Source organism: Gemmiger formicilis (assembly GCF_018784445.1).
In the GTDB taxonomy this organism is placed as follows: Bacteria; Bacillota; Clostridia; order Oscillospirales; family Ruminococcaceae; genus Gemmiger.
Genome location: NZ_WQOH01000002.1, coordinates 1 through 11,779, shown reverse-complemented (window position 1 = coordinate 11,779; position 11,779 = coordinate 1). Strand labels below are relative to the sequence as shown.

16 protein-coding genes are annotated in these 11,779 nt (G+C 58.7%); 12 read left to right on the top strand and 4 right to left on the bottom strand.

Features of this window, described 5'->3' with window-relative positions; translation table 11 throughout:
* Window positions 1-76 precede the first annotated feature (76 nt).
* The 8 genes from GPK89_RS16565 to GPK89_RS00230 all read left to right on the top strand — a co-directional run bounded on the left by GPK89_RS16565 (window position 77) and on the right by GPK89_RS00230 (window position 5,203).
* Window positions 77-928 (top strand): PcfJ domain-containing protein, encoded by an 852-nt coding sequence (locus tag GPK89_RS16565; RefSeq protein ID WP_215690545.1) that lies wholly within the window; start codon window positions 77-79, stop codon window positions 926-928.
* 373 nt (window positions 929-1,301) lie between these two features.
* Window positions 1,302-1,937: a hypothetical protein gene (locus GPK89_RS00260; protein WP_215690544.1), complete on the top strand. Its 636-nt coding sequence runs from the start codon at window positions 1,302-1,304 to the stop codon at window positions 1,935-1,937.
* Between the two features lie 2 nt (window positions 1,938-1,939).
* Window positions 1,940-2,524: a hypothetical protein gene (locus GPK89_RS00255; protein WP_215690543.1), complete on the top strand. Its 585-nt coding sequence runs from the start codon at window positions 1,940-1,942 to the stop codon at window positions 2,522-2,524.
* Window positions 2,521-2,967, top strand: coding sequence for an ASCH domain-containing protein (locus tag GPK89_RS00250; protein WP_215690542.1), 447 nt, complete (start codon window positions 2,521-2,523; stop codon window positions 2,965-2,967). Before GPK89_RS00255 ends, GPK89_RS00250 begins: the two co-directional genes overlap by 4 nt.
* Window positions 2,964-3,161, top strand: coding sequence for a hypothetical protein (locus GPK89_RS00245; RefSeq protein WP_215690541.1), 198 nt, complete (start codon window positions 2,964-2,966; stop codon window positions 3,159-3,161). The genes GPK89_RS00250 and GPK89_RS00245 overlap by 4 nt, the downstream gene beginning before the upstream one ends.
* 189 nt (window positions 3,162-3,350) lie before the next feature.
* Window positions 3,351-4,277: a hypothetical protein gene (locus tag GPK89_RS00240; RefSeq protein WP_215690539.1), complete on the top strand. Its 927-nt coding sequence runs from the start codon at window positions 3,351-3,353 to the stop codon at window positions 4,275-4,277.
* Window positions 4,255-4,770, top strand: coding sequence for a DUF1064 domain-containing protein (locus GPK89_RS00235; RefSeq protein ID WP_215690537.1), 516 nt, complete (start codon window positions 4,255-4,257; stop codon window positions 4,768-4,770). The genes GPK89_RS00240 and GPK89_RS00235 overlap by 23 nt, the downstream gene beginning before the upstream one ends.
* A gap of 4 nt (window positions 4,771-4,774) precedes the next feature.
* Complete coding sequence (locus GPK89_RS00230) at window positions 4,775-5,203, top strand: hypothetical protein (RefSeq protein WP_215690536.1); 429 nt, start codon at window positions 4,775-4,777, stop codon at window positions 5,201-5,203.
* A gap of 124 nt (window positions 5,204-5,327) precedes the next feature.
* Here the strand turns inward: GPK89_RS00230 and GPK89_RS00225 are convergent, their stop codons facing one another.
* Together GPK89_RS00225 and GPK89_RS00220 are read right to left on the bottom strand one after the other, a co-directional pair.
* Complete coding sequence (locus tag GPK89_RS00225; RefSeq protein ID WP_215690534.1) at window positions 5,328-6,941, bottom strand: LPD25 domain-containing protein; 1,614 nt, start codon at window positions 6,939-6,941, stop codon at window positions 5,328-5,330.
* Window positions 6,942-7,274: 333 nt separating this feature from the next.
* Window positions 7,275-7,631: a hypothetical protein gene (locus GPK89_RS00220; RefSeq protein ID WP_215690532.1), complete on the bottom strand. Its 357-nt coding sequence runs from the start codon at window positions 7,629-7,631 to the stop codon at window positions 7,275-7,277.
* A gap of 172 nt (window positions 7,632-7,803) precedes the next feature.
* Between GPK89_RS00220 and GPK89_RS00215 the strand changes: the two genes are divergently transcribed.
* A complete protein-coding gene (locus tag GPK89_RS00215) occupies window positions 7,804-7,983 on the top strand; it encodes a hypothetical protein (protein ID WP_215690530.1) in 180 nt (59 codons plus the stop codon).
* Window positions 7,984-8,115: 132 nt separating this feature from the next.
* Here the strand turns inward: GPK89_RS00215 and GPK89_RS00210 are convergent, their stop codons facing one another.
* Window positions 8,116-8,256 (bottom strand): hypothetical protein, encoded by a 141-nt coding sequence (locus GPK89_RS00210; RefSeq protein ID WP_215690528.1) that lies wholly within the window; start codon window positions 8,254-8,256, stop codon window positions 8,116-8,118.
* Between the two features lie 213 nt (window positions 8,257-8,469).
* On the opposite strand from GPK89_RS00210, the gene GPK89_RS00205 reads away from it, so the two are divergent.
* On the top strand, window positions 8,470-8,658 hold the full coding sequence (locus tag GPK89_RS00205; RefSeq protein WP_215690526.1) for a DUF1778 domain-containing protein: 189 nt from the start codon (window positions 8,470-8,472) through the stop codon (window positions 8,656-8,658).
* Between the two features lie 81 nt (window positions 8,659-8,739).
* On the opposite strand, the gene GPK89_RS00200 is transcribed toward GPK89_RS00205, so the two are convergent.
* Window positions 8,740-9,186: a hypothetical protein gene (locus GPK89_RS00200; protein WP_215690524.1), complete on the bottom strand. Its 447-nt coding sequence runs from the start codon at window positions 9,184-9,186 to the stop codon at window positions 8,740-8,742.
* A gap of 276 nt (window positions 9,187-9,462) precedes the next feature.
* Here GPK89_RS00200 and GPK89_RS16170 point away from each other — a divergent pair, with 276 nt between their 5' ends.
* Both GPK89_RS16170 and GPK89_RS00190 read left to right on the top strand, forming a co-directional pair.
* Window positions 9,463-9,951: a P27 family phage terminase small subunit gene (locus tag GPK89_RS16170; protein ID WP_215690522.1), complete on the top strand. Its 489-nt coding sequence runs from the start codon at window positions 9,463-9,465 to the stop codon at window positions 9,949-9,951.
* Window positions 9,941-11,698: a terminase TerL endonuclease subunit gene (locus GPK89_RS00190; RefSeq protein WP_215690521.1), complete on the top strand. Its 1,758-nt coding sequence runs from the start codon at window positions 9,941-9,943 to the stop codon at window positions 11,696-11,698. Before GPK89_RS16170 ends, GPK89_RS00190 begins: the two co-directional genes overlap by 11 nt.
* Window positions 11,699-11,779: the final 81 nt, after the last annotated feature.

The following is an 11,779-nucleotide window of genomic DNA, read 5'->3' as shown; positions in this document are numbered from 1 at the left end:
AATCCACAGCATCCTGAACTTATTGTAGCATTCCGCTGGAGAGCGGTCTATAAATACTACTTTTATATAATACGAGGTGAAAAACGTAGGAAGCTACATTCCAACGAGTATCTGCCCCCTGCCGCGCCTGCCGTGGATAAACTGGAAGGAAACCCGCCCGGCACAGATGTTGGGCCTGAACAAGGCGGAGGCCCGGGCGCTGAAAGAAAGAGGCTACGGCCTGGAAAAGTTGGAGCTATGGAAAAAATACCGCGGATGCAACACACAGCAGGAGTTATTCTACCTGCTGGACAGCGTGGACACCATGGACGCGACAAATATTCTTGAAAATGATTTGCCACTGGCACGCACCGTGAACTACCTGAAAAAGCAGAACCGAACCTCTTACTACCTGATGGATTATTTGCGCATGGCCGAGCGGGCCGGAATGGACATGAGCCAAGAGGCCGTGCGCTGGCCGAAAAACCTGCGCGCCGCCCATGATCGTGCAATGAATGCCGAAGCGGCGGTGCGGGCCGACACCGACGAATGCGCAAACGCGTTCCGCGAAATGAGCGAGCGATGCGCGGGGCTGGCGTGGGAGAAGGATGGTATCTGCATCCGCGTGGCCGAGCGGCCCAGCGAGCTTGTGCAGGAAGGAAATGTGCTGCATCACTGCGTTGGCGGTTACAGCAAGAGCCATGCACAGGGAAAAATCATCCTGTTCATCCGGCACAGCCGCCGCCCGGATCGCAGCTGGTACACACTAAATATTGATGTGCGGACCAAAGCCGAGATACAGCTGCATGGCTACGGAAACGAGTTTGCCGACGGAAAGAAACTGCAAATCAACAAAAAAGTGCTTGCATTTGTGAGCGATTGGCGGCGTGAGGTGCTGGACAAGTGGACACTGCCGCAGAAACCGAAGAAAAAGGCGAAAGCCGGATGAGGTGATGCAAAAATGACCTACGACGAAAAGCAGATGATCTTTACCGGCGCGGCGACGCCGGAGGAAAGCGCGGCGCTTGCGCTGCACTATGAAATTGCCACGGCGGCCCGGGCAGCTGCTGACAGCTTGCTTGACCTGGGCCGGGAAATCAAGCGGATGCGCGACACCAACGGTTATAAGGCCCTGGGCTTTGAGACACTGGGCGACTACACCAAGACGGCCATCGGGCTGAACCAGCGACAGGCCTACAATTATATTGCGGTGGTGGAAAAGCTCCCCGCGCAGCTGGTGGAGCAGAACGCCGCCGCTGGCGTAACCAAGCTGGCACTGCTGGCCCAGCTGACGGACGGCGAACGGCGAACGGCAGCAGGTCGTGGCCGAGACGGACTTGCAGGATGTGACCGTCAAGGAATTGCAGGAAAAAATCAAGGAGCTGGAAGAGAAAAACAGCGGCTACGCCGAACAGCTCTGTCTTTTGCAGTCAACTACACAGCCCGAGGCCGACGAGCTGACGGAAGAGCAGCAAAAACGCTTTGACGAAATGCAGGCCAGGATGGAAGAAGCCGAGAAAAAGCGCTCTGACGCGGAGAAAGCCGCCGAAAAAGCGGACAAGAACGCCAAGAAGCTGAAAAGCGACCTTGCCAACGAGAAGGCCCAGCGTGAAACCCTGATTGAGAAAGCCCGCCGTGACGGTGCGGAGGATGCCCGCAAGGCTGCGGAAGAAGCGGCCCGGGCACAGGCGGAAAAGGCGCTTGAAGCCGAAAAAGCCGCCCGCCAACAGGCCGAGGCCAACGCGGAGGAACTGGCAAAACAGCTGAAGGTCGTCGGTGACGAGGATACTTTGCGGTTCAGCCTGCTGTTTGACCGCGTGCAGGGCGACGTGGACGAGGTGCTAACGCTGTGCGACGAACTGCGCGGCGACGGCAAAACGGAAAAGGCCGGTAAGTTCAGCGCCGCGCTGCGGAAGGCGCTGGAATCCCTGGCCGAGGCAATCGAAACGGAGGAATAACGATGAAGGTTGATAAAATCGGCAAGCTGTGCATGAAGGCAGGCTTCTGTCAGCTTATTTCTATCGGCCATTCGGACGATAAAGAGGCGCAGTTTATCAGCACCGGGCACAGCGTCTATCCCCTGCCGCCGGATTTTCCGAGAATCACAAGTGAAGCCGAGCTGGCCGCCGTTTTTGGCTGGGACAGCAAAAAACAGAAAGAAGTCTCTTTGAGCACCGATTATTACTGTGCGAAGGACGATTTGGCGGAAATCAACCTCTACGATTCCGAGGAAGGCGAGCTGGAATGTACGGAACTGCCGATGGGCGTTATCTATGGGAAAATGAACTGCATCGGCCTGACGGATACCATGGGCGGCTGCGGATTCATCAACGCCATACTGACGGAACCGCTGAAGGATGAAATGAAGGATGATTCCTACTTCCACTACACAAAGCGGAGAGCCGGAACGGACCATTACTACTACGTAATGAAGGATGGGATGGATCTGCGCGCCATCATTCTGCCGACGGTTTTTAAAGATAGATTCTTTCAGGATTTAGACGAATTTTATGCAGCGGTATCGGACATGAGGGAAAAGAAATGACGGATTATATTTTATCCATCCGGCCCAAGTGGGTGCAGATGATTTTTAGCGGAAAGAAAACGGCTGAAATCCGAAAATCCGCCCCGCGGGCGCTGGTATCAACAAAAGCGCCGCTGCGCGTGTGGGTGTACGAGACAAAATCCGAGGGCGGCTGCGGCAAGCTGGTGGGTACGTTTATCTGCCGCCGGATTGAGTGGCTGAAGGCGGTGGATTTCAGCACACGGTCAAAGTTGCTGGTAGAGATTGCCCACGCAAGCTGCCTGACGGAAGAACAGCTGAAAGCCTACAAGGGCGCGGCGGGCCGCATTTTCGCATGGAAGATCGAGGATGTGCGGCGGCTGCGTGAGCCCATGGAACTGAACGATGTGTTCCCCGGGCGCTACCTGCCGCCGCAAAGCTGGGCGAAAGCCCCGGCGGAACCGGCCATCGAGGGCTTGCCATGAACGCGCCGTGCTACGGCTGCCAGGCCAGAAAACCGGGTTGCCACACCGGCTGCCCCGCCTACATATCGTATCGTGCAGAAATGGACAAGTTTGCAAAATACATGGCCGATAACAAGCCGGTCGACGCCATGCGCGTGACCCACGAAATGGACAAGAAGAACCGGCGGAGGAAGTACAAGGGCGGCAAACAGTAGCGGCCACTATTATATAAGGTAAGAAAACTGAATAAACCCGCGCCCGGCGGATACCGGGCAATTTTTCGCGGCCAATAGGCCGCTTGAGGGCTTGTATAGGGTTTTATCTTTTCCCCCATTCTATCCAATAGAAAAACCAATCCAATCCCAACCGAACGGAAGTCGAAACTTGAAACGAGGTACAGCAGTATGAAATCCAGATTCATCCGCGAACAGAAAACCATCTGTGGCAAGGAATACATGGAAGTCGACCTGCTGCACGTCTCCCCCGCCGAGCACCGCGCCAGTGTGCGCAGAAAAAAAGCGTTCGCATCCAGCCTGGCAATGCAGAACTGCAACGAACGCTACGCCCGCCGCAATCTGCATTGGACCGTGGCGGAGAATTTTACCGAGAGAAAAAGTAAAACCCAGCTGGTGCACCTGACCTACGCGCCGGAGTGGCTACCGCTGACGGCAGAAGAACCCGAGCGGAATATTACCAACTTCATCGACAAGCTGAACCGCCGCCAGGCGAAGAAATACGCGGCCGCGATGGAAGCCGACCCCAGCAACCCCGGCGGGGTGCTGCGCAAGGTGAAATATATCGTCGTGACCGAGTGGCAGCACGAGGACAAGGCCGCGTGCCAGAAGGAAGTGCGCTACCACCATCACATGATCCTGGAATGCGACCTGACGACCGACGAAATCAAGGACTGTTGGAGCACCGGGCGCGGAAAGTGGCGGGAGCCGCTGGGCCTGGTGAAGTGCGACCGCGCCGAATTTAACAAGGGCAGTCTGGCGGCCTACTGCGAGTACATCACGAAAAATCCGAAGCGCCGCCGTTGGCGGCAAAGCCAGGGCTTGCGCCGCCCAACCCAGCCCCGCCCGAATGATAGGCGCTACACACCCAAGAAGCTGGCCGAGGCGGCCACTCTGTACATAGACGACGCGCAGTTTTGGGAGAGCCGCTACGGCACGCTGAAGCTGGGCCGAGGCCAGGTGCGGCAGTACGCTTTCACCGGCGCAGAGGCACGCTACAACGAAATCACCGGCGAATGGCACGTAACCGCCACGTTTTGGGCGGATCCACGCCGACAGCCGAAAGGAAAAACAAATGGGCGTAAGGCTGGAACTTGACGACCTGCCGCCGCGCTACCGCGCACAGGCTGAGTTGCAGATTTTGCAACGAAAAAGTGAACGATTGGCCGGAAATCGGGCCAAAAGTGACCAATTCCGGGAACGAAATGGACAAAATCGGGAAATTCAGCCGAAAAACAGCCAAAAACGCGAACGATTCACGAAAGACGCCCCGGAAAGCGAAAAGCGGTACTACCGGGAAATCATCCTGCCGAAGGTGGCGGCGGGCCTGGTGGCAGAAGTGCGCGAACAGGTGCGCTTTGACCTGCTGCCGGAAAAAGAATACTGTGGGCTGAAACTGCCCGCCGCGCACTACACCCCGGATTTTGTGCTGACCTACGCAGATGGCACGGTCGAGGTGGTAGAGGTGAAATCAAAATTCACCCGGCGGGCGCAGCGGAATTATATTTACCGGCGCAGACTATTCATAGACCTGTACGCAGAGCCGCGCGGGTGGAAATTTACCGAGTACATAACCGATGGGGAGGGATGAAACCATGGGCAAGCAGCGCATCCCGCGGGATGTGACCCAGGCCGCTCTATACCTGGTGCGCGGACAACCTGCGCGGGAAAAACGCTACCGGGAGCAGAAAAACCAAATTGCGGGATATGACAAGAAAACACCCGGCGGGAATCCCGCGTGGGCACTGCCGTCGTGCGAAGAGAAAAAACGCCGGATGTGCGAGTTGGACAACAGCCGGGATGCGCGGATCATGCGGGCCATACAACAGGCGGCCTATGATATCGGCGCGGACCTGCCCATGAATATTGCCGGGAAACTGCGGGAGGCAGTTTTGAACAACTGCCGGGATGGGCGGCGCTGGCGGTATGAACTGCTGGACGTGCCGACCATCAGCCGGGCCGAGTTCTACCGGCGAAAGCGGGAGTTTCTGCGGGATGTGGCGCAGCGGTGCGGGATATGGTAAGATAGAAAAGCCCTCGGCGGGTCGTGTGGAGCACACGGCCTGCCGGGGCGCTTTTGTTTGGCGGGATGTCGGGCGGGATATCTCCAACCATCCCCCGGCGGGATGATGGGACCCCGGGCGGGAATCAATCGCCGCCCGCGTCGGGGTCGCCGTCGGCGAGAGAATCCAGCAGGGCGCGGACGTCCGGCGGGATATCCCCGGCCCGCCACGCTTTGAAGGCGGCAAAGCTGCGGACGGGATCGCGGCGGGACATTTCCCGCAGGAATACGGCGGACATGGGCCGCGCGTCGCTGCTGGCTGGGTCGACGTGGAATAGGCAGGCCGCAAGCTCCACATCGGACAGGCTGCGCAGGGCGTCCCGCAGCTGTTCCACTTCTTCCCGCGCGGCGGGTTCGTCACCCTGGGCGGGATGTTCCGCGGGATTGCTGGCGGGATGTGCGGAGGATACCACCGAGGGAACCCATGCGCCCCGGGCGGGAATTGTGCGCGGGTTGTTACGCCCGGCACAGTTCCCGGTATCCCCGGCGGGAGCCTGGGCGGGAATGTCGGCCCCGGCGGGATGTTCGGCGGGGATGCTCTGCCCGGCCTGGGCGGGATACTCCCGGCGCAGGGCGTCCAGCAGTTCCGGCGCAAACGTCACAGAAATGATACCGGCGGGCGCGTCAACGCTCTCCCCTGCATCCCCGGCGGGATGCTCGGCGGGAGCTTGGGCCGCGGCGGGTTCGCATCCCTGGGCGGGATGCTCGGCGGGAGTGCTGGCGGGAGCCAGGCAGGCTTCCAGCTGGTCAGCAATCGCGTCAATGCGGGCGGCCTCGGCGCGGTCGTTGTCGTCGGGGGTGTGGTAGCCGTTGCCATTGCGCAGGGTGTCCGCGTGGCGGCGGATGTGCTGCACCAGGCCGCCGTACTCGGTGCCCAGGTCGAGCCGCCCGGCGTAGGTCTCGAACGTGCCGCCCTCGGCAGGATAGTACACAATAAAGTCGGTTTTCTCGTAGGAGTGCGGCGCGACCTGGGCGGGATTGTAGTACAAATCCAGGCGGCGGACGATGGCCTCAGCGGCGGGAATGCTGCACACCAGGGACGCGACACCATCCGACGCGGTAAAGTCATTGAACGCGGGAGACTCCGAAAACGTGAAATCCACGGCGGGCGCGTTCATGTCCAGCGGGTGGGCGGTGATTTCCTCGCGCACGATGGCGCGGGTGGCTGCACTCTCGGCGAGTGCTTCCTCCCGGCGGCGCTGTTCTTCTGCCTGGGCGGCGGCGCGGGCGGCGTTCTCGGCGTCCTGGTTCATCTGGTCAACGGCGGCCAGGTCGGCGGCGGTGGGCTGGCCCGGGTCCGGGATGGCTTCCAGCGCGGCGCGGCGGGCGTCCACGGCTTCCAGCTCGACGGTCAGGGCGTCGGGGTGCATGGCGTCCCAGGTGTTGGGGGCTGCAATGCGGTCGCGCAGGTAGTCGGCGCGGGCGTTCTGCCGGCGCAGGTCAGCGCGGGCGGCGGCATAGGCCGCGAACTTGTACAGCGGGTGGGCCTGGGTCAGCGTGGCGCGGTCGTTGTCGAAATAATCCGTGTACAGGTCGGTGTCATTCTCGACGGTGAACAGCTCGTGCGGGAGGGTTTCGCCGCTGCGGGCGTAGATGGTGACGGTTTGGGCGTCCAGGTCCAGCGAGTAGCCGACGCGGCAGAGGGTGCGGGAGCCGTTCAGGCGCAGACCGTTGTAGAAAAATTTAATGCTGCTAATCATGGCGAAAACCTCCGTTTTATGTGTGCGGGATGTGGGCGGCCCTCTCTCGTGGGGCCGGGCGGGTTTTGCTTTTTCCGGGTTGCCCGGCGGGTCAGAACTCCGCGAACCTTGCCGGAACGACCGGCGGCGGGTGCAATCTGTTTTGTAGGGAGGTGCACCGGCTCCCCTTGGTCTTATGTCATCCGCCCGGCGGGATGGCGGCCACTGTCTGCGATGGGTGCGCGGCTGTTGAGCTGTGCCGGGCTGGTTCTTGTGTTGTTACCCATGAGCGCCCACCCTGGACGGGTGGCCGGGCTTGCACCGGCGGCGCGGGATGGCGTCGGCCTTGCGGGTTTAGTTGCGGATACCGGCGCGGCGGGCGATCTCGCTCAGGAGCGCGGCGGCGTTGTCATAGGTGGCGGGGAGAATCCACTTAAAATCAAGTAAGCGGGTGCGCTGGTTGATGGTGGGATTGTAGCGGCCTAGGCAGTTGCCGCGGTCGTCGGTGGCGTAGGTCTTGACGTCCCACCAATCGGCGAGCCGTTCCGGTGTCTGGCCGAACTTGTACCACAGGGCAGGGACGCTGCGCGGGCCGCCGTGGTCGGTGCAGCGGGTAAGCTCCACATAAAGGCGCTCACCGTTGGCAGTGGGTGCGGTGAAGTGGTAGCCGGTGCGGGTGGGGGTGATGGTCTCGACAGTGTAAGTAAACATGGTGGGCGCTCCTTTTTGTGTTTGGGTTTTGATTTGTCTATATTGTACTACGGTAAACAGTATATGTCTATTGGCATTTTGCATAATGTTTACCGTATAATTCTAGTAATTTTTCTACTGTAAACCGTATTGCATCCATGTTATAATAAGCAGTATAAAGGGGGTTGTAAAAATGGCCGTTTCAGAAAGTCAGAAAAAAGCCTCGGCGAAGTGGGATAAAAACCACGCTGCAACACTTGCATGCAAGGTGCCAAAGGAAAAAGCGGAGGCGTTCCGGGATTACTGCGCCGACCAGGGAAAAAGCGTTCACGCGGTTCTGTTGGAGTATGTCAACCGCTGTATTGAGAAATAACGCCCAGCAGGCCCGGCGGGCTTGCGCTTTGGGCGAAATGTGGTTATAATAAAGTCGGAGCGGTGGCGAACTCACCGCGCCGATGTTTGGGATTGCGTCGGGGTCTGTTTAGCAGGCGGCCCCGGCGCTGTTTTATTGCCTGTTTGTCAGCTCTTGCAACCGCTGGCGGAACTCTTCAATGGTCTTGCACTCGTTGGCGAGCATCAAGAGCCGGAGCCGTTCCGCGGTGCGGGCTTCCTGTACAAGCAATTCGCTTGTGCTGGGCGTTTTCATTTTCACCTCTTCCCTTCTTTCACGCCTTGCGGCGGTTCGCTCTAGCTTGCGGGGTGTTCCCGATTGCTATGGTTGTATTATACTACGGAGTATAGTTTAGAGAGTTGCACAAACACTACGGAGTATAGCGCGGTGTAATTTGTATAGAATGTATACTGCGGAGTATAATACAAATGTGCTATAATAAGAAAAACACACAAGGAGGCGCAAAAAATGCCGGTAAGTGAAGCAAAAAGAGCCGCAATAACGCGATATAACGAAAAATGCGGACGAATTGAATTAAGGCCATTAAAAGAGGATGCCGAAAAAATAAAAGCAGCAGCGGCGGCGGCAGGCCAGAGCGTGCAAGGCTACATCTTGCAGGCCTGCGCAGAACGAATGCAGCGAGATAACACAAAATAAAACCACATCAGGCCCGGCGGATTATTCGCCGGGCCTTTTATTTGCCTAAAATTTGAGACTGTGCAACATTTTTGTGTGCTATTATAGAATCACGGCAGGAACAGGACGCCCACATCGGGCGGACTGTTCCTTTTTTTGTTGTTGGGGGTGGTGCTGGTGCTGGTGTCCTGCAAGTGGTGCGGTGGACTGCACCAGCGCGGCCAGGCCTGCCCACAGCGCCCAGCCAGAGCGCCCAGGGCAGACGCAGCCGCACGCATCCGCAATACGGCCAGATGGCAGAGGACGCGGGCCAAGGTTCGCCAGCGTGACGGCGGGCTGTGTCGGCTGTGCCTGGCCGCTGGGCGCATAACGACGGACGCGGTGCAGGTACACCACATTATACCGTTGCAGGAGCCGGGCGCGGCGCGGTGGGCTTATGATCCGGCGTGGTTGGTCTGCTTGTGCAGCCGTGGGCCGGACAGCTGCCACGCCAGAGCCGAGCGGGGCGAGGTCAGCCGGGCCGAGCTGCACCGACTGGCGACCACGCAACCAGCAGTTGCGCCGACACATCCCCCCGGGGTGCTTCCGCAGGATGCCCCGCCCCTCCCCCACACCACGCATCCCCCTAAATAATTTAAATTTTTTAGAAATGGGGATACGCGCGCGGGTACTGATTAGACGCGGGCGCGCGCGTTATTTAGAGGGCGAGAGGTGGAAAGTACGCTGAATGTGTGGAAAATGCGCTGAAATGTGTGCGGCCATTTTCGTGAGGGCACGAAAATGGTTTGCAGTTGAACGCAAAATGGTTGGAAAGGAGGCGGAACGGTGGGAGGACGACCGGCGAAAGCGATTAAGACGGCGAGCGGGGCCAGGACAAAGCAGGTCAAGGCGGCGCGTGAGGAAGCCGAAAGCAGGCTGCGCGGCGGCAAGACCGGCAAGGACGGCAATAAAACCGTGGTTGTCACCTGCCCCGCCTACCTGACGAGCGCCCAAAAGTACATCTTTGACAAGGTGAAAACCCTGCTGAAGGATGCCGGAGTGCTGGGCAGTGTGGACGGCTACATGATTGCCGTGTGCGCGGTAAGCATCGACCGGGTGCGCGAAATCGACAAGCAGATGAACGGCGACGGCAAAATCTGCGACAAGGACGCCGTGCTGGCGCGCAGCAAATACCTGAGCGACTTTTACCGCAGCTGTAACGAGCTGGGGTTAAGCCCCCAGGCGCGGGCCAAGCTGGGCGTGCTGGCGGCCAGCAAAAAGGCCGAGGAAACCGACCCGCTTGTGAAAGTACTGGATGATTACGATGACGATTGAACAGCACCCGGCCTACCTGTACGCCGTGGCGCTGGTAAACGACGACATTGCCCGGGGCGTGGAGGGGGTCGACCACCCTGTCAATGCCTGGGTGCGTGCCCAGGCGCAAGAGTTCCTGGACGTGTGCGACGGCAAGGACAAAAAGTATTGCATCAACGAAAAGAAGCTGCGGAAAATCGGTAAGCTGATGAAACTGATGCAGATGCCCAGCGGCCTTGTGGCCGGTAAGAGCATCTACGAAGCGACCAGCGGCTACCAGTGGCTTTTTTATGCGGCGGTGCTGTGCGTTGTGTACCGCAACGACCTGAAGCGGCGGCGGTACGAAACGGCAGTGCTGGAAATCTGCCGCAAAAATTTTAAGACGTTCACGGTGGCGGTGTGCTTTTTGCTGCTGATGCTGACGGAGCCGCGCTTTGCAAAGTTGTTCAGCGTTGCGCCGGACGGTGCATTGAGCCGAGAGGTACAGAAGGCCATCAAAGAAATTCTGCGGTCGTCCCCCGCCCTGATGCCGCCGGACGACCCGAACAAGTACTTCAAGATACTGCGCGACAAAATCACGTTCAAGCTGAAGGACACCGAGTACACGCCGCTGAACTACTCCAACAGCCGTTTGGATGGACGACTACCAAACGTGTTTTTGGTGGACGAGGCGGGCGCGTTGCCGAACCCCTACGCCATAGAGGCCATGCGAAGCGGCCAGCTGACCATTTTGAACAAGCTGGGGTGTATTATCAGCACCAAGTATCCGCGCAGCGACAACCCCTTTGAGGATGAGGTCGCCTACGCCAAGAATGTGCTGGAAGGACGCGTTCAGAATGAAACACTGTTCGCCCTGCTGTTTGAGCCGGAGGAAAGCATCCAGAAGCAGTGGGCGACCAACAACAATGTGCTTGCCCAGGGCAACCCGGCGGCGCTGACGCTGCCCACCGTGTGGGAGGATTTGCTGCAACGACGGCAGAAAGCCGTGGAACAGGAAAGCACCCGCGAAAACTTTTTGTGCAAGCACTGCAACATCATCTACCAGGGCGCGGGCACCGAGAGCTACATCCCCATCGATGTAGTGCAGGCCTGCCGCGTGGACGATATCCAGTGGGCGGGGTGTGAAGTGTATTTGGGCGTTGACCTGTCCATGAGCAACGACAACTGCGCCGTTGCCATGGTAGGGCTGATCGGCGACCGCATTGCCGCCCACGTGATGGGATTTATCCCGGCGGATAAGGTGGACGAAAAAACAAGCCTGGAAAAGTTTGATTACCGTATGGCCGTGCGAAACGGCGAGTGCATTGCGTGCGGGGACCGCACCGTGGACTACGGCACAATCGAAAACTGGGTGTTCGACCTGGAAGAAACCTACGGAGTGCGGGTGCAGGGCGTGGCTTATGACCGATACAACGCGCTTTCCAGCGCCCAAAAGTGGGAACGCGGGCGCTACCGCGAGGAAGGCAAGCCGCACGACGGCTACGAGACGGTGCAGGTGCGGCAGCACAGCGACACCCTGCACCCTGCCACAAAATTTTTGCAGGAGATTTGCGAGAGCGGGCGGTTTGCCTACCAAAAAAACAAACTGCTGGAAGTGAACTTTGAGAACGCCCGCTGCACCTATGACACGAACATGAACCGTTACGTGACCAAGAAACGCAGCTTGGGCAAGGTGGACATGGTGGTGGCACTGATAAACGCCATCTACCTGCTGCAACAGGAAGTTTTGCTGGATGAAGATGACGGATGGGTATGCCAGACGGTGTAACGGAAAGACTAACTATTAAAAGTCAAGCCCCAAAACAAAATTTTCGAGAGAAATTTTAAGGTGGTGAAAATTGGTATAGCA

What these genes read in the sequence shown, in the direction of transcription:
- GPK89_RS00255 (WP_215690543.1), top strand. Translation starts at nt 1,940, where the DNA reads ATGAAGGTTGATAAAATCGGCAAGCTGTGCATGAAGGCAGGCTTCTGT.
- GPK89_RS00250 (WP_215690542.1), top strand. Translation starts at nt 2,521, where the DNA reads ATGACGGATTATATTTTATCCATCCGGCCCAAGTGGGTGCAGATGATT.
- GPK89_RS00245 (WP_215690541.1), top strand. Translation starts at nt 2,964, where the DNA reads ATGAACGCGCCGTGCTACGGCTGCCAGGCCAGAAAACCGGGTTGCCAC.
- GPK89_RS00240 (WP_215690539.1), top strand. Translation starts at nt 3,351, where the DNA reads ATGAAATCCAGATTCATCCGCGAACAGAAAACCATCTGTGGCAAGGAA.
- GPK89_RS00235 (WP_215690537.1), top strand. Translation starts at nt 4,255, where the DNA reads ATGGGCGTAAGGCTGGAACTTGACGACCTGCCGCCGCGCTACCGCGCA.
- GPK89_RS00230 (WP_215690536.1), top strand. Translation starts at nt 4,775, where the DNA reads ATGGGCAAGCAGCGCATCCCGCGGGATGTGACCCAGGCCGCTCTATAC.
- GPK89_RS00225 (WP_215690534.1), bottom strand. Translation starts at nt 6,941, where the DNA reads ATGATTAGCAGCATTAAATTTTTCTACAACGGTCTGCGCCTGAACGGC.
- GPK89_RS00220 (WP_215690532.1), bottom strand. Translation starts at nt 7,631, where the DNA reads ATGTTTACTTACACTGTCGAGACCATCACCCCCACCCGCACCGGCTAC.
- GPK89_RS00215 (WP_215690530.1), top strand. Translation starts at nt 7,804, where the DNA reads ATGGCCGTTTCAGAAAGTCAGAAAAAAGCCTCGGCGAAGTGGGATAAA.
- GPK89_RS00210 (WP_215690528.1), bottom strand. Translation starts at nt 8,256, where the DNA reads ATGAAAACGCCCAGCACAAGCGAATTGCTTGTACAGGAAGCCCGCACC.
- GPK89_RS00205 (WP_215690526.1), top strand. Translation starts at nt 8,470, where the DNA reads ATGCCGGTAAGTGAAGCAAAAAGAGCCGCAATAACGCGATATAACGAA.
- GPK89_RS00190 (WP_215690521.1), top strand. Translation starts at nt 9,941, where the DNA reads ATGACGATTGAACAGCACCCGGCCTACCTGTACGCCGTGGCGCTGGTA.